At 71.1% G+C, this 19099-nt stretch carries 19 protein-coding genes and 1 tRNA gene; 10 read left to right on the top strand and 10 right to left on the bottom strand.

Features of this window, described 5'->3' with window-relative positions; all coding sequences use genetic code 11:
* The first annotated feature begins 22 nt into the window (after nt 1–22).
* Complete coding sequence (locus HUT10_RS33380; protein WP_176174823.1) at nt 23–430, top strand: hypothetical protein; 408 nt, start codon at nt 23–25, stop codon at nt 428–430.
* Here the strand turns inward: HUT10_RS33380 and HUT10_RS33370 are convergent.
* The 3 genes from HUT10_RS33370 to HUT10_RS33360 form a co-directional block, all read right to left on the bottom strand.
* The gene (locus tag HUT10_RS33370; protein WP_217709659.1) at nt 414–1409 is read right to left on the bottom strand and encodes a Scr1 family TA system antitoxin-like transcriptional regulator; all 996 of its coding nucleotides are present in this window, start codon (nt 1407–1409) and stop codon (nt 414–416) included. The two genes, HUT10_RS33380 and HUT10_RS33370, sit on opposite strands and share 17 nt — an antisense overlap.
* A gap of 84 nt (nt 1410–1493) precedes the next feature.
* Entirely contained in the window at nt 1494–5048 is a 3555-nt protein-coding gene (mfd, locus tag HUT10_RS33365; protein ID WP_176178141.1) for a transcription-repair coupling factor, read from the bottom strand.
* Between the two features lie 52 nt (nt 5049–5100).
* Complete coding sequence (locus HUT10_RS33360; protein ID WP_176174822.1) at nt 5101–6024, bottom strand: LLM class flavin-dependent oxidoreductase; 924 nt, start codon at nt 6022–6024, stop codon at nt 5101–5103.
* Nucleotides 6025–6099: 75 nt separating this feature from the next.
* Here HUT10_RS33360 and HUT10_RS33355 point away from each other — a divergent pair, with 75 nt between their 5' ends.
* Nucleotides 6100–6873 (top strand): helix-turn-helix transcriptional regulator, encoded by a 774-nt coding sequence (locus HUT10_RS33355; RefSeq protein ID WP_176174821.1) that lies wholly within the window; start codon nt 6100–6102, stop codon nt 6871–6873.
* Here the strand turns inward: HUT10_RS33355 and HUT10_RS33350 are convergent.
* On the bottom strand, nt 6849–7328 hold the full coding sequence (locus tag HUT10_RS33350; protein ID WP_176174820.1) for a DedA family protein: 480 nt from the start codon (nt 7326–7328) through the stop codon (nt 6849–6851). The two genes, HUT10_RS33355 and HUT10_RS33350, sit on opposite strands and share 25 nt — an antisense overlap.
* The gene (locus HUT10_RS33345) at nt 7300–7899 is read right to left on the bottom strand and encodes a class I SAM-dependent methyltransferase (protein ID WP_176174819.1); all 600 of its coding nucleotides are present in this window, start codon (nt 7897–7899) and stop codon (nt 7300–7302) included. Before HUT10_RS33345 ends, HUT10_RS33350 begins: the two co-directional genes overlap by 29 nt.
* A 132-nt stretch (nt 7900–8031) precedes the next feature.
* Between HUT10_RS33345 and HUT10_RS33340 the strand changes: the two genes are divergently transcribed.
* The 3 genes from HUT10_RS33340 (at nt 8032) to HUT10_RS33330 (ending at nt 11072) form a co-directional block, all read left to right on the top strand.
* Nucleotides 8032–9150: a sensor histidine kinase gene (locus HUT10_RS33340; RefSeq protein WP_176174818.1), complete on the top strand. Its 1119-nt coding sequence runs from the start codon at nt 8032–8034 to the stop codon at nt 9148–9150.
* A complete protein-coding gene (locus HUT10_RS33335; protein ID WP_176174817.1) occupies nt 9147–9806 on the top strand; it encodes a response regulator transcription factor in 660 nt (219 codons plus the stop codon). The genes HUT10_RS33340 and HUT10_RS33335 overlap by 4 nt, the downstream gene beginning before the upstream one ends.
* A gap of 78 nt (nt 9807–9884) precedes the next feature.
* Nucleotides 9885–11072, top strand: coding sequence for a sorbosone dehydrogenase family protein (locus HUT10_RS33330; RefSeq protein ID WP_176174816.1), 1188 nt, complete (start codon nt 9885–9887; stop codon nt 11070–11072).
* 190 nt (nt 11073–11262) lie between these two features.
* Here HUT10_RS33330 and HUT10_RS33325 read toward each other — a convergent pair whose 3' ends face one another.
* Together HUT10_RS33325 and HUT10_RS33320 are read right to left on the bottom strand one after the other, a co-directional pair.
* Nucleotides 11263–12147 (bottom strand): hypothetical protein, encoded by an 885-nt coding sequence (locus HUT10_RS33325; RefSeq protein ID WP_176174815.1) that lies wholly within the window; start codon nt 12145–12147, stop codon nt 11263–11265.
* Nucleotides 12148–12286: 139 nt separating this feature from the next.
* Nucleotides 12287–13012 (bottom strand): SDR family NAD(P)-dependent oxidoreductase, encoded by a 726-nt coding sequence (locus tag HUT10_RS33320; RefSeq protein WP_176174814.1) that lies wholly within the window; start codon nt 13010–13012, stop codon nt 12287–12289.
* A gap of 30 nt (nt 13013–13042) precedes the next feature.
* On the opposite strand from HUT10_RS33320, the gene HUT10_RS33315 reads away from it, so the two are divergent.
* From HUT10_RS33315 to HUT10_RS33305, 3 genes are read left to right on the top strand one after another with little or no spacing between them, the layout of a single operon-like run.
* Entirely contained in the window at nt 13043–13546 is a 504-nt protein-coding gene (locus HUT10_RS33315) for an isochorismatase family protein (RefSeq protein WP_176174813.1), read from the top strand.
* Nucleotides 13543–13935, top strand: coding sequence for an NUDIX domain-containing protein (locus tag HUT10_RS33310; RefSeq protein ID WP_176174812.1), 393 nt, complete (start codon nt 13543–13545; stop codon nt 13933–13935). Before HUT10_RS33315 ends, HUT10_RS33310 begins: the two co-directional genes overlap by 4 nt.
* On the top strand, nt 13932–14324 hold the full coding sequence (locus HUT10_RS33305) for an NUDIX domain-containing protein (RefSeq protein ID WP_254897124.1): 393 nt from the start codon (nt 13932–13934) through the stop codon (nt 14322–14324). The genes HUT10_RS33310 and HUT10_RS33305 overlap by 4 nt, the downstream gene beginning before the upstream one ends.
* Here the strand turns inward: HUT10_RS33305 and HUT10_RS33300 are convergent.
* The 3 genes from HUT10_RS33300 to HUT10_RS33290 all read right to left on the bottom strand — a co-directional run bounded on the left by HUT10_RS33300 (nt 14284) and on the right by HUT10_RS33290 (nt 16983).
* Nucleotides 14284–15204 (bottom strand): GNAT family N-acetyltransferase, encoded by a 921-nt coding sequence (locus tag HUT10_RS33300; RefSeq protein ID WP_176174810.1) that lies wholly within the window; start codon nt 15202–15204, stop codon nt 14284–14286. The two genes, HUT10_RS33305 and HUT10_RS33300, sit on opposite strands and share 41 nt — an antisense overlap.
* A gap of 31 nt (nt 15205–15235) precedes the next feature.
* Nucleotides 15236–15829 (bottom strand): TetR/AcrR family transcriptional regulator, encoded by a 594-nt coding sequence (locus tag HUT10_RS33295; RefSeq protein ID WP_003062116.1) that lies wholly within the window; start codon nt 15827–15829, stop codon nt 15236–15238.
* A gap of 188 nt (nt 15830–16017) precedes the next feature.
* Nucleotides 16018–16983 (bottom strand): acyl-CoA desaturase, encoded by a 966-nt coding sequence (locus tag HUT10_RS33290; RefSeq protein WP_176174809.1) that lies wholly within the window; start codon nt 16981–16983, stop codon nt 16018–16020.
* A gap of 205 nt (nt 16984–17188) precedes the next feature.
* Between HUT10_RS33290 and HUT10_RS33285 the strand changes: the two genes are divergently transcribed.
* Both HUT10_RS33285 and HUT10_RS33280 read left to right on the top strand, forming a co-directional pair.
* Nucleotides 17189–17260: transfer RNA gene (locus HUT10_RS33285), tRNA-Gln, on the top strand.
* 36 nt (nt 17261–17296) lie between these two features.
* A complete protein-coding gene (locus HUT10_RS33280; RefSeq protein WP_176174808.1) occupies nt 17297–19051 on the top strand; it encodes a diguanylate cyclase in 1755 nt (584 codons plus the stop codon).
* Nucleotides 19052–19099: the final 48 nt, after the last annotated feature.

Below are 19099 nucleotides of genomic sequence, written 5' to 3'. Positions count from 1 at the left end.
GCGGCGGCGGTAATGTCGACATATGGACCATTGGCTGACCATCGAAGTGTTCGACGGGGAGCATTCGGCTTCGCTGTGGCGCCTGGAACGAGGGGACGCACTCACCGAAGCGGCGCTGACGAACGGCGCTGAGCAGTGGGTTTGGCACGAGCACCGCTGGGGTGTGGTGCTGGAGATCGAGTTCACGACGGAGGAGAGAAGGGACGCGTTCCGAGCGTTGCCGGTCGTGACGGCGGCCCTGGACGCGGTCCCGGACCCGGTGCGCGGGTTGCTGGTGTACCCGGGGCGGGGCGGAGGAGCGGGGTCCCGCAAGCCGCGACGGCCCCGGCCGCAGCCGATGTCGGGCGCCGGAGCGGTTCCGGTGCCGGTCGAGTCGGTGCGGATGGGGCTGGCGGAGGCTCTGCCGCCGATGTTCAGCGAAGTCGGGTAAGGAGCTCGCGCCAGGCGGGGGTGGAGGCGGTGAGGGTGCCGCCTTCACGGTCCTTGGTGTCCCGGATCAGGACCGGCCGATCGATGGCCACCTCGACACAATCGGCTTGACTGCTGTGGGTGCTCTTTCGCCATTTTTCGGGCATGTTCACTCCCGGGAGGTCTCGCGCGAGTCGGGTGATGAGCATGCGTGATTCTGCCTCATCGAGAGCGGTCTTCGCGAGCGCGCGGAGAATGCGGCGGTAAGCCGAAATTTCGCGGGGGTCCTCCAGATAGAGCGCGGAAACTTCACTCTCCAGATAGATCAACGGCCGGAACGAAGCCGACTCGACCAGCTGGAAGTCCCCGGCGAGCCCGGCATGCCCGCCGGTTGCCGGTACCACCCGGATCGTGGCGTTGTCGCGAACCTTCGCCAGTTGGTGGAGCTGGGCGCGCATCACCGCCGGAGTGGGGCCGACCGGCAGGCGCAGCGCGAATTCGTGGAGGTAGAACGTGAACCGCGACTGGGGGCGGGCGAGGATTGCTTGGCGGGACAGCCGGGTGAAGACCTGCTCATCCACCCGGTCGGGATCGGGTGGATTGCCCATTTCGTGCGCGAGCGACCGGGCGTAGTCAGCGGTCTGGAGCAAGCCCGGGATGACCACGCCGTGGAACGAAGAAATGGCGGTGGCCTGCTGCTCGTGCGCGATCAGGGTGCGGAGGTTTCCAGGGTTTTCGAGCAGGCCCGGCTTGCGCATCTCGTCGGCCAGGGCCATCAGCTCGTGGTATTCCGCACCCTTCACCCCCAGCACCGTCAGGAGCCTGGCCAGGTTCACCGGGTCCGGGCGGGCGCGGCCGCGGGTCACCGACGAAACCCACTGCGCACTCATCTCCAGGCGCCGGGACATTTCCCGGACTCCCCAGCCCTTCTCCGCCATCCTCTCGAGGAGCCGTTCCCCCAGCTGCCGGGCCCGGATGTTCGGCTCGCGATATTCCGCCATGCGCGGAACCTAAAACCTCCGCCGAGCGAAACCCAGGCGCCACAACGGAAAGTCCCCCGAAATGGCGCCGGTGTCCAACCCTCTTTACACGGCCGCAGGCTTCTTCGTCAGCTGGACCAGCAGTTTCGTGCACCACTCCAGCAGTTCTTCGTCCCGCAGCGTCGGCGCGCCGATCCGGCCGCCGGCCGGGCCTTCCGTCGGCTTGGGCACCGAGACCGTGTTCGTCACCGCCTTGAACACCGCCTTCGGGTACAGCCGCTTCAGGCGGACCATCTGCGAATCCAGCAGCGGCAGCGGCGCGAAGCGGATCGTGTTGCCCTGGACCGCCACTTCCGTCACGCCCGCCTCGCGGCACGTGTGCCGGAACCGCGCCACCGCCAGCAGCCTGTTCACCGGCGCCGGCGGCTGGCCGTAGCGGTCGATGAGCTCTTCGCGGACCGCGTCGAGCCCCTCCGTGTCCGGCGCCGCCGCGATCTTGCGGTACGCCTCCAGGCGCAGCCTCTCCCCCGGGACGTAGTCGTGCGGGATGTGGGCGTCGATCGGGAGGTCGACGCGGACTTCCGCCAATTCCTCCTCCTCCGCCGGCTCGGCGCCCGCGTGCCGGCGGAACGCGTCGACCGCCTCGCCGACCAACCGCACGTACAGGTCGAACCCGACGCCCGCGATGTGCCCCGACTGCTCCGCACCCAGGATGTTGCCCGCGCCGCGGATCTCGAGGTCCTTCATCGCGACCGCCATGCCCGCGCCGAGCTCGGTGTTCTGGGCGATCGTCGCCAGGCGGTCGTGCGCCGTCTCCGTCAGCGGCGCCTCCGGCGGGTACAGGAAGTACGCGTACCCGCGCTCGCGCCCGCGCCCGACCCGGCCGCGCAGCTGGTGCAGCTGGGCCAGCCCCAGCAGGTCACCGCGCTCGACCAGCAGCGTGTTGGCGTTCGAGATGTCCAGGCCGGTCTCGACGATCGTCGTGCAGACGAGCACGTCGTACTCGTTCTCCCAGAAGCCCTGGATGATCTTCTCGAGCTTTTCCTCGTTCATCTGGCCGTGCGCGGTGACGACCCGCGCCTCCGGCACCAGCTCGCGGATCCGCCGCGCCGCCTTCTCGATCGACGACACCCGGTTGTGGACGTAGAAGACCTGGCCGTCGCGGAGCAGCTCACGGCGGATCGCCGCGCCCACCTGCTTGTCGTCGTACGCGCCGACGTACGTCAGGATCGGGTGCCTGTCCTCCGGCGGGGTCAGGATCGTCGACATCTCGCGGATGCCCGCCAGCGACATCTCCAGGGTGCGCGGGATCGGTGTCGCCGACATCGTGAGGACGTCGACGTGCGTGCGCAGTGCCTTGATGTGTTCCTTGTGCTCGACGCCGAACCGCTGCTCCTCGTCGACGATCACCAGGCCGAGGTCCTTGTAGCGGATGCCGGTCTGCAGCAGGCGGTGCGTGCCGATGACGATGTCGACCTCGCCGCCGGCGAGCTGCTCGAGGATCGCGTCGGACTCCGCCTTGTTCGTGAAGCGGGACAGGCCCTTGATCGTCACCGGGAACGACCGCATGCGCTCGGTGAAGGTGTTCAGGTGCTGCTGGGCGAGCAGCGTCGTCGGCACCAGGACCGCGACCTGCTTGCCGTCCTGGACCGCCTTGAACGCCGCGCGCACGGCGATCTCCGTCTTGCCGTAGCCGACGTCACCGCAGATCACGCGGTCCATCGGGACGCCTCGCTCCATGTCCGCCTTGACCTCGTCGATCGCGGCGAGCTGGTCGTTGGTCTCGGTGAACGGGAAGGCGTCTTCCAGCTCGTGCTGCCACGGCGTGTCCGGCCCGAAGGCGTGCCCGGGCGCGGACTGGCGCGCCGCGTACAGCTGGACGAGCTCGGCGGCGATCTCCTTGACCGCCCTCTTGGCCTTGGCCTTGGTGTTCTTCCAGTCGGAGCCGCCCAGCTTGTTGAGCGTGGGCAGCTCGCCGCCGACGTACCGGGAGACCTCGTCGAGCTGGTCGGTGGGCACGAACAGCCGGTCGCCCGGGTGGCCGCGCTTCGAGGAGGCGTACTCCAGCAGCAGGTACTCGCGGGTGGCGCCGGCGACCGTCCGCTGGACCATTTCGACGAACCGGCCGATGCCGTGCTGGTCGTGCACCACGTAGTCGCCGGCCTTGAGCGCGAGCGGGTCGACCGCGTTGCGCCGCCGGGACGGCATCTTGGTGTTGAAGTCCTTTGTGGACGTTCCGGCGCCGGCACCGCGGCCGGTGAGGTCCGCTTCGCTGAGCACGACCAGCGCGCGCTCGGGCGAGACGAAGCCGTCGGTGAGGCCGCCGCAGGTGACCGTGACCATGCCCGCGGCCGGCGGCCCGGTGAGGCCGTCACCGGCCTGGGTGGCCGGGACTTCGGCGCTCGTGAGCTGCTCGACCGCGCGCGCCGCGGTGCCGTGGCCGGCGACGACGAGCACCGCCGTGCCGCCCGACGCGGTGTGGGCGCGCAGGTCCGCCGTCGCGCGCTCGATCTCCCCGCGGTAGGCGGGCGCGGCCTCGACCGAGACGCGGTAGACGTCGGGGTCTTCGCTGGTCAGCTGGGTGATCGTCCACCAGGCGCGCTTGGTGTCCTGCGCGTGGGAGGCGATCTCGTCGAGCCCGCGATAGGCGGACGCACCGAGGTCGATCGGGGCCTGCCCGCCCGCCGCGGCCGTCGTCCAGGAGGCTTCGAGGAACTCCTGGCCGGTGCGGACGAGGTCGGCGGCGCGGGCGCGGATCTTCTCGGGGTCGGTGAGCAGGACGTGGGTGCCGGCCGGCATCGCGTCGGTGAGCAGCTCCAGCTCGCCTTCGCAGAGCACCGGGATGAGGGCCTCCATGCCCTCGACGGGGATGCCGTCGGCGAGCTTGGTGAGCATCTCGGCCAGGTGCGCGTCGGCTTCGTAGGTCTTCGCCAGCTCCGCGGCCTTCTCCTTGACCGGCCGGGTCAGCAGCAGTTCCCGGCACGGCGGCGCGGTGACCCGCGGGATCTCGCCGGGCAGCGACCGCTGGTCGGAGACGGCGAACGCGCGGATCTCGCTGACCTCGTCACCCCAGAACTCCACCCGGACGGGGTGCTGCGCGGTGGGCCCGAACAGGTCGAGGATGCCGCCGCGGACGGCGAACTCGCCGCGCTTCTCGACCATGTCGACGCGGGTGTACGCGAGCTCGACGAGCCGTTCGAGGAGCTCTTCGAACGGCGTCTCCTCGCCGACGACCAGGTCGATGGGCTGCAGCGAGCCGAGCCCGGGCGCCATGGGCTGGATCAGGCTGCGGACGGTGGCGACGACCACGCGCAGCTCGTCATCGCCGGTCTTCAGCCGGTGCAGCACCTCGAGCCGCCGCCCGACGGTGTCCGCCCGCGGGGACAGGCGTTCGTGCGGGAGGGTCTCCCAGCTCGGGAAGTCGGCGACTCTGCCTTTGCCCAGGAGGGCGCTGAGCGACGCGGTCAGCTCGTCGGCCTCCCGCCCGGTGGCGGTGACGGCCAGTACGGGACGGCCGGCGCCGGTGTCGGCGGCAATGGCGGCCGCGACGAGCTGCCGGGCGGCAACCGGGCCCTGCAGCTCGAGCAGCGGCGCACCGGCGCGCTCGACCACGCCGCGCAGGGCCGGGTCGGGAAGGATGGCGGTGAGGAGTCCGGACAGTGGAGCGTCGGTCACGGTCCCAGCCTACGTGCCACCCCCGACAGGTTTCCGATCACGGCTGGTCGCGCAGCAGATTCACCACCTCGGCAACGCGCGGCAGCTGCTCGTCGAACACCTTCGGGTCAGTGCTCGCGATCCGCAGCAGGAAGTGCTCCGCACCCTCGTACTTCCGCAGCTCCGCCGCCACCTCGGCAGCACTGCCGGTGACCTGCATCTGGATCCCCTGGACGAACGCCGCCGGTCGGCCGTAGTTCCTCTCGCAGTACTCCTCCAACAGGGCCTGGCCGCGGACCGGATCGTCCTCGACCAGCACCGTCGCGAACAGCGCCGGCGTCACCGGGCGGGTCGCGGACGCCCGGATCGACGCCAGGCCCGAGCCGTAGTCCGCGGGGTTCGGCGGGTAGGGCAGCCAGCCGTCGTACAGGCGGCCGACGCGCTCCAGCGCTCCCGGCGTGTACGCCGCCAGCCACACCGGGGGGCCGCCCGCCCTGGCCGGGGCCGGGAACACCGGCAGGGAGTCGTGGTGCAGCACCGAGCCGTGGAACGAACCAGCGCCGCTCCAGATCGCCCGCCAAAGCGCCACGATGTCGTCCAGCCGGGCCCGGCGGCGCTCCCACGGCACTCCCGCGAACGCGAACTCCGGCTCGCTGCGCCCGGCGAACCCGGCGCCGACCGCCACCGTGACGCGGCCGCCGCTCAGCAGGTCGAGTGACAACAGCTGGTTGGCCGTCAGGATGGGGTTGCGCAGGGCCGGGAGCAGCGCCGCAGTCCCCAGGGTGACCCGCGAGGTCCGCGCGGCGAAGGCCGCGAGCATCGTCAAGGCGTCCAGCGGCGCCCGCGCGAGGGTGTCGCCCACCCAGACCGAGTCGAGGCCGAGCTCCTCCGCGGAGACGGCGGTGCCGACCAGCTCGGTTGCGGTCCGCCCGGCGTCGAGGATGGGCTGGTAGGTCGGGATGACCAGGCCGTAGTTCGTCATGGCCGTAGCGTCGCCGGAACCGGGGTATGCCCTCAATTCCCCGCGGGGAATGGACGCGCCGAGCAGGATGGACCCGTGGACTTCGGAACGGCGCTCAAGGACTGGCGCACCCGCCGTCGGATCAGCCAGCTCGACCTCGCCCTGCGCGCGGGCACGACCCAGCGGCACGTCAGCTTCATGGAGAGCGGCCGCTCGGTGCCCGGCCGCGGCATGGTGCTGCGCGTCGCCGAGTCCCTCGAGCTGCCCCTGCGCGAGCGAAACGGCCTGCTGCACGCCGCCGGCTACGCGCCGACGTACCCCGAAACGCGGCTCGACGACCCGGCGATCCGGCCGGTGCTCGACGGCCTGCGGCGGCTGCTCGACGGCCACCGCCCGTACCCGGCGATCGTCGTCGACCGCTACGGCGTGCTGGTCGCGGCGAACGACGGGTTCCGGCTGCTCACCGAGGGTGTCGCGCCGGAGCTGCTGCGCGAGCCTCTCGACACGCTGCGCCTGGCGTTGCACCCGCAGGGGATGGCGCCGCGCGTGGCCAACCTCGACGACTGGGCCCGGCACATCCTCGAACGCCTCCGCAACGACCTGGCCCGCACGCCGGACGAGCGGCTGGCCGCCCAGCTCGCCGAGCTGGAGGGGTACCTGCCACCCGCGGCCCCGCCCGGCCCGGAGCACCTGGGGTTCGCGGTCCCGGTCCGGCTGGCCACGTCGATCGGCGAGCTGCGGCTGATCACGGCGATCACGACGTTCGCGACCGCTGCCGACGTCACCGTGTCGGAGCTCAAGCTGGAGACGTTCCTGCCCGCGGACGCCGAGACCGCGGACCGCCTTCAGAGCAGCAGCGCCGTCGTGTGACCCGCCAGCAGCTCCGCGCCCGCCCACAGCACCGCCGCGCACACGCTGCCCGCCAAGAACCGCGGGTACGGCATCGCCGCCGAGCCCGCGACGCGGGGCACCAGCGTGCGGACGCCGGCCAGGCAGCGGCCCGCGATCACCGCCGGGACGCCGTAGCGCGCGACCGCCGTTTCCACCCGCCGCCACCCGTTCCGGTGGGACAACCGCGGTCCCCAGCGGCGCCCTTCGAGGTACGCGAGCTGGTCGCCCGAGACGGCCGCAGCGACCGCCACCAACCAAGCGAGCCCGAGGTCGAGCGTGCCCCGCTCGGCGAGGAAGCCCATCAGCAGCAGCGTCGACAACGTCGGCAGCACGACCCCCGGCAACAGGGCGGTTTCCGCCGTGATGACCAGCGCGCAGACCAGGTAGACGACCACCGCCGGCGCGTCAAGCAGGGGCCGCAGCAGGCTGGCCACGCCGAGGCCTCCCCACCGCCACCGGCAGCGCCGCGCGGTAGACGAACGCGGGCGGCAGATTGCCCCAAACGACCTTCGTGCGCTCCACGACGGCGAACCGGCTTCGCAGCAACGCGGCGAAGCGACGTGCAGGCGGCGTCCAGGCCGCGTGGGCGTACGCGAACGTCGTGAACCGCCCGTTCGAAGCCAGTGCCGCGATGACCGCGTCGAGGATGCGTTGCCGGCGGCCCGCGGGCATGGCCGTCCACGGCAGGCCGGAGACCACCACGTCGAAGCCGGTCCCGGTCGCCAGGTGTTCCGCCGAACCGGTGACGACCTCGACGCGGGGAAAGCGCTCGCTCAAGGCCGTCGCGAAACGCGGGTTGATCTCTACAGCCGTGAAGCGTGCTTCGGGGCCAAGCAGGGTGAGAACCGCTTCGGTGAACACGCCCGTGCCCGGGCCGAGCTCCGCGACGCACGACGCGCGTTCCAGGCCGAGGCCCGCCGTCATCTCTTCGGCCAGCCGCGACGAACTCGGCGCGATCGCGCCCGTCAGCACGGGGTGGCGAAGGAATTCCCTGGTGATCGACATGGCCCCGACGCTAGGAACGACCACGGTGGCCGCGAATCCGTTGCGTCGATCGGCTTGGTCCTCCCCCGGGAGGACTCCGATCGGACCGCGGGGATGACGACCCGAGCCGTTCCCGGCGCTACGTTCGACGCCATGGAGCGTCTCGTCGTGTGGGTGCGCCGGCACCGGTGGACGGTGGACCTGCCGCTGTACGGCGTCTTCGTCTTCCTCGCGCCGAGCTGGACGGGCCCGGAGCCGTGGATCGCGCGGGCGATCCCGCTGCTGTTCCTGCTCCCGCTGCTGGTGCGCCGCCGGTACCCGCGCACGGTCGCGGTGCTGACCATCGCCGGCGCGGCGGTGGTGTACTTCAACGAGATCTGGGCCTACGACCGCGGCCGCACCGAGCTGGCGATGGCGGTGGTGCTGTTCAACCTGGTGAAACGGCGGGACCGGGGGTTCGCCGCGGTGATCGCGGTGGCGATCGCCGTGCTCGGCACGCAGTGGTACGTCCTCTACGCGCCGGAGACGGCGAACCCGACCTTGGCCCTGGTCGGCATCCTGCCGCTGCACATCGCGGCGTGGGCGCTCGGCGAGTTCTTCCGCAAGCAGGAGGAACTCGCCGCCGAGGAGAAGAAGCGTGACGACGCCCAGACCCGCGCGGCGGTCGCGGAGGAGCGCACGCGGATCGCCCGCGAGCTGCACGACGTCCTGGCGCACAGCATCAGCGTGATCGTGCTGAACGCCGAAGGGGCCAAGCTGGCCCGCCACCGCGACCCGGCGGCGGTCGACCGCACGCTGGACACGATCGTCCACACGGGACGGGACGCGCTGGCCGAGCTCCGCCGGCTCCTCGAGGTCCTGCACGCCGGCCGCGCGGCTCGAAGCCCCCAGCCGACGCTCGCCGAGCTGCGGGAGCTGGTCGGGCAGTCCGGCCGCGAGGTCACCCTCGACGTGACCGGCGACCCGGGCGAGCTGCCCGCGAGCGCGGCGCTGCAGGCGTACCGGATAGTCCAGGAGGCACTGACCAACATGATCAAACACGCTCCTGCCGACGCCACCGCTCACGTCGGCGTCGCTTTCGAGCCGCCCGAGGTGCGGATCGAGGTGACGAACACGGGCGGCCACGCGCCACCGGCGGCGGCGCTGCCGTCCTCGGGTCGGGGGCTGGCCGGGATGCGCCAGCGGGTCGAGATGTACCACGGCGAGCTGACGACCGGGCCGCTGCCGGACGGCGGGTACCGGGTGCGCGCCAGCCTGGTGGTGACCCCGTGACCACCCGGATCCTGCTCTGCGACGACCAGCAGCTCGTCCGCGTCGGCCTGCGCATGATCGTCGAAAGCCAGGACGGCCTCTTCGCCGTCGTCGGCGAGGCCGCCAACGGCGAAGAGGCCGTCACCCTGGCCCGGGAGCTCCGGCCCGACCTCGTCCTGATGGACGTGCGGATGCCGGTCCTCGACGGCGTCGCCGCGACCGCGCGGATCTGCGCCGAGCTCCCCGACGTGCGCGTCCTCGTCATCACCACCTTCGACCTCGACGAATACGCCTACGCCGCCCTTCGCGGCGGGGCGAGCGGGTTCCTCGTCAAGGACGCACCGGCCGAGGAGATGCTGGTCGCGATCCGCGGCGTGCTGCGCGGCGACGCCATGGTCTCCCCCTCGGTCACGCGGCGGCTGCTCGACCGGTACCTCGCCGACGACCGCGATCCGGTCGACATCGCGAAGCTCGGGGTGCTGACCGAACGGGAGAAGGACGTCCTGGGCCTCGTCGCGCGCGGGCTGTCGAACACCGAAATCGCCGGGAAGCTGTACATCGGCGAGACGACGGTGAAGACGCACGTCGGGCGGGTGCTCGGCAAGCTGGGCCTGCGGGACCGGGTGCACGCCGTGGTCTTCGCCTATGAGTCCGGGCTGGTGCGGCCGGGTTCGTGAGCGCTTCGGCAGGACTCCGCCGGGTGACGCGCTCGGCGTCGAACGGCGATTTCACCGGTTGCTGGGAAGATGAGTCGTATGCGGCGTTCGCTGGGTCTCATCGGTGCGGTGTCCCTGCTGGTCCTGGGCTGTTCGGGGGCGGCGAGCGAGCCCGTGCAGAGCGTGCCGCCCGCCTCCTCGCCGGCCGCCGCCGGCGGGGCGTTCAAGGTCGAGACCGTGACCGCCGGGCTGGAGCACGGCTGGGACGTCGGCTTCCTGCCCGACGGCGGCATCCTCGTGCCGCAGCGGCCCGGGAAGCTCGCGCTGGTCCGCAACGGCCAGGCCACCGAGGTGCGCGCCGACTTCTCCGACGTCATGGTCAAGGGTGAAGGCGGCCTGCTCGGCATGGTCGTCAGCCCGGACTTCGCCACCAGCCGCGAGTTCATCACCTGCCAGGACCACCAGGAAGGCGGCAAGGCCGTCGACATCCGGCTGGTCACCTGGAAGCTGGCCGCCGACGGCGCGAGCGCGTCGAAGGTGAAGAACCTGCTCACCGGGCTGCCGGTGAACCCGAGCGGGCGGCACTCCGGCTGCCGCCCGACGTTCGCCCCGGACGGCGCGCTGCTCGTCGGCACGGGTGACACAGCGCGGGCGTCGATCGCGCAGGACCGCCACTCCCTCGGCGGCAAGGTGCTGCGGCTGGACGCGAAGACCGGGGAACCGTTGCCGGACAATCCGTTCATCGGCTCGAGCGACCCGCGCGAACGGCTGATCTACACCTACGGCCACCGCAACGTCCAGGGCGTGGCGATCCGGCCGGGCAGCGGCCAGGTGATCACCGCCGAGCACGGGCCGTCGTTCGACGACGAGGTGAACCTGCTGAAGCCGGGCGCGAACTACGGCTGGGACCCGTCGAAGGGCGGCACCGAGCCGGACTACGACGAGAGCGTGCCGATGACCGACCTCCAGCGCTTCCCGGACGCGGTGAGTCCACTGTGGACGTCCGGGAAGACGACCGAGGCGATCAGCGGCGACGCCTTCCTGACCGGTGACCGGTGGGGGAAGAACGACGGGGCACTGGTCGTGGTCGCGCTCAAGGGCCAGAAACTGCTGCTGTACCACCTGGACCCGGCGGGGAAGGTCCTCGACGTCACGCTGCCCCCGGAGTTCGACGACAAGTTCGGCAGGCTGCGCGCGGTCCGCAGCGGCCCGGACGGCGCGCTGTACGTGACCACCTCGGACGGCTCGGACGACAAGCTGCTGAAGGTCACGCCCGCCGGACCATGAGAAAGGCACGGCAACGGCGTGCCGTGGGCACTTCCGCACGGGGTGGCGGTTCGCGGAACATGGTGTGTACCAGAGCTTCCGCCCGCCCCCGACGCGTGTTGGACGCGGTCCGAAGAGTGCGTTCCCGCGGCAGCACCGCGCCGGTCCCCGGGCGCCATCGCCGACCTGGCGACCCGGGGACCGGCATCCATCAGGCCTTGCCGGCGCCGAGGGAACCCTTGAGCGCACCGAGCGCGGTGGTCACCGCCGACGTCGCGGCAGGCCAGTCGATGGCGTCGTTCCAGGACGCCATCACGGCGATGGCGTAGGTCCGGGACGTGGTCCGGACCAGGCCGGTGGTGTTGAGCACCCGCCGGCCCTCGGAGCTGCCCCAGCCCTGCTTCACCGCCCACGCCGTGCCCGGGAACGCGTGCGGGATCCCGAAGTGCTGGTCGAACCCGTCGACGGCGGTGCGCGGGGCGTTCTCCATCGCTTCGGTGAGGAACCCGCGTTCTGCTTCGGGCAGTTTCGCGGTGAGGTACCGGTAGACCGCGACGACGTCGGTGGGCGACATCCGGGTGGAGCCCCACTGGCCCGCGTCGGCCGGAGGCGTGGTGTGCGTGAGCCCCAGCTTCGCGACCTGCCGCCGGACGATTTCCGGGCCGCCGTTCTGCTGCCACAGGCGGCTGGCGACGTGGTCGTCGCTGGCGGCGAGCATGGTGCGGACGGCCGTCGCTTCGCTGCCCGTCGGCACTCCGGAGCGGTCGATCAGGTCGAGGGCGATGAGCAGCTTGACCACGGACGCGGCGGGCTGCGGCTGGTCGGCCTTCCAGCGCGTCTCGATGGCGCACGCGTCCAGGTCGACGATTTCGATCCCGACCCGGGGTTCGTTGCCCGTGTCCAGCAGCGCTTTCCGCGCTTCGGCCACGAGGTTCGCCTGCCTGCCCGCGGGAGCCGACGGCGGCGAAGCGCACCGGGCCTGCCAGCGGTCGCCCGCGGAGCCGCTGTTGACGGCGAACGCGATCAGCAGGCCGGCGACCACGATGACCACGGCCGTCCCGACGAGCAGTTTCGGGTTGTTCAGTCGTGCGAGCACGGTGCACCTCCGCCGGATCGGTGAGGGATCCGAAGCTATGGCGGAGGTGCGCCGCGGGTATCGCCCGATGAGCCAGGGTGTTCCGGCCGTCCGGCGGACAACCGGCGCGCGCATCGGCCGATCGGCCGATGCTCCGGTCCTATTTGCCCAGGTGAGCCCCACCGTTGACGTGCACGACCTGCCCGGTGACGTGCCCCGCGGCGGGGCTCGCCAAGAACGTCACGACGGCGACGACGTCTTCCGGTGTGCCGGGACGCTTGTTCATCGTGTTGCCGATCAGCCACTCGCGGCGCGAGTCGCTGAGCTGCCCGTGGAAGAACTCGGTCTCCCCGATCAGCCCCGGCGCGACGACGTTCGCGGTGATCCCGCGCGGCCCGAACTCCCGGGCCACGCTGACGTTCCAGCCTTCGACCGCAGCCTTCGCGGCGCCGTACGACCCGGCGCCGGTGTGCGCGGCGATCGAGCCGATGGTGATGATCCGCGCGCCGTCGGCGAGGCGGTCGCGCAGCGCGTGGGTCACCAGCGCCGCACTGACCACATTGGACTTCAGGTTCCGCTCGAACGCGGCCGCGAAGCCGGCCAGGCCGCTTTCGTCGCCGTCGAGGAAGTCCGTGTTGCCGCCGGCGTTGTTGACCAGGACGTCAACGCGGTCCGGCAGCTCGTCCAGAGCGGCTTCGACGGCGGCCGGATCGGCAGCGTCGAAGACGACGGGCCGCGCACCGGCGAGCGCCGCGGCTTCGGTGAGCACTTTTTCCCGGCGCCCGGTGATCGTGACGCGCTCGCCAGCCTGCGCGAAGGCCGCCGCCACGGCGTAGCCGATGCCCGTGCCGCCGCCCGTCACCACGATTTCCCTGTTGTTCCCCATGCGCTCGACCCTAGTGCCTAGGATCGGGGCATGAGCAAGATCGACCCGGCCACCTCCGCGCTCGTGCTGATCGACCTGCAGCAGCGGATCGTGGCCCTGCCCACGACGCCGTACCGCGGCGAAGAGGTCGTCGAGAAGGCCCTGCGGCTGCGGAAGGCGTTCCACGAGGCCGGAGCGCCGGTGGTGATCGTCAAGGTGTCGCGCGCGGACAACCCGCCGGGCAGCGAACTGGTCTTCGACACCGGTGAAGACAAGGTGGTCACGAAGTACACGATCGGCGGCTTCGCGGGCACGGACCTCGACGAGTTCCTGCGCGGCGCGGGCGTCCGCACGGTCGTCTTCGGCGGCATCGCCACGGAGTTCGGCGTCGAGTCGACACTGCGCGCGGCCTCGGACCACGGCTACGACACGATCGCGGTGTCGGACGCGATGACAGCGCTTTCCGACCTCTCCCACGAGAACGCGATCACGAAGATCTTCCCGAGGCTGGGCACGGTCCTGACGACCGACGAGGCCGTGGCGGCACTGGCGTGATCGACAAGATCGCCTGGATCCACCTGGTGGACGGCCGGATCCTCAGCACGCGCTCGCGCGGCAAGGACAAGTTCTACCTCCCGGGCGGCAAACGCGAGCCCGGCGAAACCGACGCCGAAACGCTGGTCCGCGAAATCCGCGAAGAACTCGGGGTGGAGATCTCGCTCGAGTCGATCGCGCCGGCCGGCACATTCGAGGGCCAAGCACACGGCCACACCGAGGGCACGATCGTCCGCACCACGGCATACTCGGCCGAGTACCGCGGGACACCCCAGGCGTGCGCGGAGATCGAAGAGATCGCATGGCTCACCTACGCGGACCGGCCGCGGGTTTCCCTGGTGGCACAGCAGATCTTCGACCACCTGCACGAAACCGGCCTGCTGCGGTGATCGACAAGATCGCCTGGATCCACCTGGTGGACGGCCGGATCCTCAGCACGCGCTCGCGCGGCAAGGACGTGTACTACCTTCCCGGAGGCAAGCGCGAGCCCGGCGAAACCGACCGGGACACGCTGGTCCGCGAAATCCGCGAGGAACTCGACGTGGCGATCGTGCCGGAATCGGTCGCCGCCGCGGGGACGTTCGAAGCCCAGGCGGACGGCCACGCCGCGGGCACGCTGGTCCGGATGACCTGCTACACCGCCGGCTACCGCGGCACTCTGAAGGCGAGCAGCGAGATCGAAGAGATCGCGTGGCTCGGCTACGCCGACCGCGGGCGGGTTTCCGCGGTGGACCAGCTCATCTTCGACCACCTGCACCAGGCCGGGCAGTTGCGATGAGCGGCGCGTCCCGCGAAAACGCCCGGAACCCCACTCCGTAGTACAACTCCCGCGCCGGCGCCGCCTCGCCCATGCACACGACCGTCGCGTGCCGGGCGCCCGCCTCGGTCGCCAGCTTCATCCCGTGCAGCAGCATTGCCCGGGCCAGCCCTTTGCGCCGGTAGCCCGGGTGCGTGCCGACCGGCTCGAACTTGACCGTCTCGTTCACCTCGTCGAGCCACATGATCGTCGAGCACGCCATCGTCCCGTCCGGCGCCTCCACCAGGACGTGCAGGTCGGCGCGGTAGCCCGGGGCGCGCCGCAGGCTCTCGTACGACGCCACCGTGTACGACGTCGGCGTCCAGGCGTCCACGTGCGCCTGGACCACGGCCGCCACCGCGACCTCCGCCGCGGTGCGGACGGAGAACCCCTCCGGCAGCGAAGGTTCCTCCAGCTCATCCAGTTCACGCGAGTTGAGCTGCGACCACGCATCGGGCGCGTCGGGCTCGTAGCCGTGCGCGGCCCAGCGCTGCAAAGCAAAGGAATCCGCCGCCGCCGGGAGCAGCGTGCGTGTGACGCCGGGTGCCGTCTCCGCGTACCAGGCGATCACCTCGTCGAGCAGCTCCGCGTGGGCCGGGTGCACCTGGTAGGCCAGGTAAGCGTTCTCGATGTCCCGGACCGAGCCGTCGTTCCGGTGGACCCGGCGCGGCAGCTCGGCCCAGCCCCACGCGACCGGCTCACCGCCGGAGAACCACAGCCGGTGCTCGCCCTCGCCGCCCGTGCGGCCCCAGTTCCAGGCCAGCTCGCCGTACGACGCGTCGGCGTTGACCAGCTCCGGGTGGGTGGCGGTGATGCGCTGCGCCAGGCTCTGCATGTGCCGCAGCTTCGCGAACTCGGCCATACCCACCACTGTCGCAGAGCCGTCCAGCCGTTTACCCCAGCCGGAGCTTCGGCTTGTGCTCCAGGTGCGACAAGCCGTTCCACGCCAGGTTGACCAGGTGCGCCGCGACCTCGTCGCGCTTGGGCTTGCGCGCGTCCAGCCACCACTGGCCGGTCAGCGCCACCATGCCCACCAGTGCCTGCGCGTACAGCGCGGCCAGCTTCTCGTCGTAGCCGCGGGCCGCGAACTGCTGGGCCAGGATGTGCTCGACCTGGCTCGCGATGTCGTTCAGAACCGTGGAAAACGTCCCCGTCGAACTGGCCACCGGGGAGTCGCGGACCAGGATGCGGAACCCGTCGTGGGAATCCTCCACGTAGGACAGCAGGGCCGTCGCCGCCTGCTCCAGCATCGCGCGCGGGTGGCCGCCGTGGAGGGTCGAAACCATCCGGTCGAGCAGGAGCTGGGTTTCGCGGTCCACGACCACCGCGTAGATGCCTTCTTTGCCGCCGAAGTGCTCGTACACCACCGGTTTGGACACGTTGGCGCGGTGGGCGATCTCCTCGATCGACGTGCCGTCGAAGCCCTTCTCGGCGAACAGGGCCCGAGCCACGTTCAGCAACTGCTGGCGCCGCTCGGTCCCGGTCATCCGGACCCGGGTCACCGGGGCGGCCGGACGGGCCCCGGTGACCTGCTGCTCACGCTTCGAACGTCGTCTCCCCGCCATCGGGGCAGCCTACAGTGAGGCTTATTCTGCCGTCGGCCGCCGCACGGCCTTTGCCCTGACCAGAGGCTGTGCGGGCGGGCGGCGGCGGCCTAACCAGAATAAGCCTCAGACTAGGCTTTTTCCGTCGCGATACGGGCCAGGCGCTGCGGCGTCGGCCAGCGGACGTCGTGCACCCAGCCGAACTTCTCGAAGATCCAGATCAGCCGCGCGGAGATGTCGATCTGACCGCGCTTGACGCCGTGGCGCGCGGACGTCGGGTCGGCGTGGTGCAGGTTGTGCCACGACTCGCCGAAGGAGAAGATCGCCAGCGGCCAGAAGTTGGCCGACTTGTCGCGGGCGGCGAACGGGCGCTCCCCGATCATGTGGCAGATCGAGTTGACCGACCAGGTCACGTGGTGCAGCACGCAGATGCGGACCAGCCCGGCCCAGAAGAACGCCGTCACCGCGCCCCACAGCGACCACGAGATGAGCCCGCCCAGGATGGCCGGCAGCACCAGGCTGACCAGAGCCCACAGCCAGAACAGGTCGTCGACCTTCTTGATCGCCGGGTCCTTCACCAGGTCCGGCGCGAAGCGCTCGGCGTTGGTCTGGTCGCGCTCGAACAGCCAGCCCATGTGGGCGTGCCAGAAGCCCTTGGCGATGGCCCACGGCGAGGTGCCGAACGCCCACGGCGAGTGCGGGTCGCCGTCGCGGTCGGAGAACGCGTGGTGGCGGCGGTGGTCGGCGACCCAGGTGATCACCGGGCCCTGCAGGGCGATGCTGCCCGCGATGGCCATGAACACGCGCAGCCACTGCTTGGCCTTGAACGAGCCGTGCGTGAAGTAGCGGTGGTACGACACCGTGATGCCGAGCCCGCTGATGGCGTAGAACACCACGAAGATGGCGACGTCGACCCAGCTCAGCCCCCAGCCCCACGCGAACGGCACCGCGACCAGCAGGGCCACCAGCGGGGCGATCACGCCGAAGTAGACCGACAGCTGCACGCCGATGCCGCGCTTGCCGTCGATGACAGGTTTGGGCCCCTTGGGGGCCTCCGGCTCCCCGGTGGGCTGAGAGCGGTCGAGCGTGGCCGTCATACGCTTCACTTCTTCCTACACGGGCACGCCTGCTACCAAGGGCGCCCTAACCTACGATGCCGTAAGTTACGGTACAGGAGGTTCGGGCGGCTGGGGAGTGCCCGAACACACACACCGTCCCGGAGATCGGTTACCCGCCCGTGACGCGTCTAACGCATCCCCCGCGCGGACGACACCCGATCGTCGCTATCCTGACCAGGATCGATCCGCCGTAGTGTAATCGGCAGCACTTCAGATTTTGGTTCTGACAGTTCAGGTTCGAATCCTGGCGGCGGAGCAGCAGTAAGGACCGGAAACCCACGACACCGGGAGGTTGGCGCTGACCGACGAGGCGACCGACCCGGTGACGGCCAGGCGGCCCGCGCTGGCCGAGATGTCCGACGCCTGGATCGTCGGGCGCGCGCGGGAGCTCAACGCCGCGGTCCAGCGCCACGAGTACACCCAGCAGCTCGAGATCGTCGCGATGATGGACGAGCTGCTCGACGAGACCCAGCGGCGCGGCGAGCCCCTGCTGGTGGCCCAGCTGCTGCGCTCGTCGGCGCTGGCGCGGCTGGCCACGAAGGGCCTGGCCGCGGAGGCCGAGCCCCGGCTCGACGAGATGCTCGCGCACACCCGCCGCCACGGCATCGCCCTGCTGCGCGCCGACGCGCACGCCCTGCGCGGGCGCCGGCTGGTGATCGCCGCGCAGGAGGACGCCGCGCTCACCGAGATCGCCAGGGCGCTGGCCATCCTCGACGACTCGACCATCCCGGACCGCCAGGTCGGGCTGCGCAACTGGAACCGGCTGCTCTCCTCCACGCTGATCGACTGCTGGCTGGTGCTCAACCAGCTCGGCGTCTACGAAGCGGCCGAGGAGGTGATCGGCCGGGCCGCCGCGGCCATCCGCGAGAGCGCGAGCCCGCACGACATCGCCCTGCAGCTGATCAACCGGATCAAGATGCTGCTCGGCTGGGGCCTGCGGCTGGAGCGCATCGACGAGTACGACGAAAGCGCGGAGAAGTTCCGCACCGCGGCGTCGATGGGCGCGGCCGCCGAAGGCCCGTTCGCCGAGTCGCTGTTCCCGCGCAAGGCGAACATCGCGGCGATCGACCAGGTCGGCGTCCTGGCCGCGGCCCCGGCGCTGAACCAGCCGGGCGCCGAGCACATCGAGCGGCTGCAGAACCTCTACGGCGAGCGCGCGTTCGGGCACGACCGCGAGATCGTGGCGATCGCGCTGGCGCGCTGCCTGGACAAGGAGGGCCGCCGCGACGAGGCGCTGTCGGTCCTGCGCGAGACCCGCCAGTCGATCTCGGACGACACCTCGCAGCCGTCGATGCGGCTGAACATCGCCCGCGAACTGGCCCGGCTCGACACGACCCCGGACTACGCCTCGGGCGCGAGCGAGTCGCTGATCGACTACGCGCGGCGGCTGGAGTCGGAGATGTGGAGCCTGCGCGAGTCGCAGATCGCCACGCTGAACGCCCGCCGCGAGCACGAACGGCTGTCCGCCGAGCACGGCGCGATCACCCAGCAGGCGCTGCAGGACCCGCTCACCGGCCTGCCGAACCGGCGCGCGCTGGACGAGAAGCTGCGCCAGCTCGCCTCCTCGGCCGACGCGCAGCCGCTGGCGGTCGCGCTGGTCGACCTCGACGGCTTCAAGGGCGTCAACGACAAGCAGTCGCACGCCGAAGGCGACAACGTGCTGCGTGTCGTGGCGAGCACCCTTCGTGACGCCTTGCGCGGCGACGACCTGGTGGCGCGCTACGGCGGCGACGAGTTCATCGTGCTGCTCCCGGGCACGCCGGCGTCCGCGGCGAAGATGGCGCTCGGCCGCGCCGTGAAGTCCGTCTCCAACCTGCCGCACCACCTTTCGCACGGCGTCACGCTGTCGATCGGGCTGGTGTCGCTGCGCCCGCAGGAACGCGGCGAGCAGGTCCTCGCGCGCGCGGACGCGGCCATGTACCAGGCAAAACGCGGCGGCGGCAACCAGGTGGCGTCGGCGAACTCGATGGCCGCGGACCCGGCCGCCGCGTGGGCGGGCGAGGCCCCGCCCACCGACCCCGCGTGGGACGCCGAAGACCACGGTTAGGATCGGTGCCCGACAGAAGCCATCTTTTGGTAACCGTTGGGAGCGCCG

The organism is Amycolatopsis sp. Hca4, assembly GCF_013364075.1.
Lineage (GTDB): Bacteria > Actinomycetota > Actinomycetes > Mycobacteriales > Pseudonocardiaceae > Amycolatopsis.
This window is presented reverse-complemented; position numbering and strand designations above follow the sequence as displayed.

Coding starts and splice junctions, on each gene's coding strand:
- HUT10_RS33380 (WP_176174823.1), top strand. CDS start 23: ATGGACCATTGGCTGACCATCGAAGTGTTCGACGGGGAGCATTCGGCT.
- HUT10_RS33370 (WP_217709659.1), bottom strand. CDS start 1,409: ATGGCGGAATATCGCGAGCCGAACATCCGGGCCCGGCAGCTGGGGGAA.
- HUT10_RS33360 (WP_176174822.1), bottom strand. CDS start 6,024: ATGACGAACTACGGCCTGGTCATCCCGACCTACCAGCCCATCCTCGAC.
- HUT10_RS33345 (WP_176174819.1), bottom strand. CDS start 7,899: ATGTCGATCACCAGGGAATTCCTTCGCCACCCCGTGCTGACGGGCGCG.
- HUT10_RS33340 (WP_176174818.1), top strand. CDS start 8,032: ATGGAGCGTCTCGTCGTGTGGGTGCGCCGGCACCGGTGGACGGTGGAC.
- HUT10_RS33330 (WP_176174816.1), top strand. CDS start 9,885: ATGCGGCGTTCGCTGGGTCTCATCGGTGCGGTGTCCCTGCTGGTCCTG.
- HUT10_RS33320 (WP_176174814.1), bottom strand. CDS start 13,012: ATGGGGAACAACAGGGAAATCGTGGTGACGGGCGGCGGCACGGGCATC.
- HUT10_RS33315 (WP_176174813.1), top strand. CDS start 13,043: ATGAGCAAGATCGACCCGGCCACCTCCGCGCTCGTGCTGATCGACCTG.
- HUT10_RS33300 (WP_176174810.1), bottom strand. CDS start 15,204: ATGGCCGAGTTCGCGAAGCTGCGGCACATGCAGAGCCTGGCGCAGCGC.
- HUT10_RS33295 (WP_003062116.1), bottom strand. CDS start 15,829: ATGACCGGGACCGAGCGGCGCCAGCAGTTGCTGAACGTGGCTCGGGCC.
- HUT10_RS33290 (WP_176174809.1), bottom strand. CDS start 16,983: ATGACGGCCACGCTCGACCGCTCTCAGCCCACCGGGGAGCCGGAGGCC.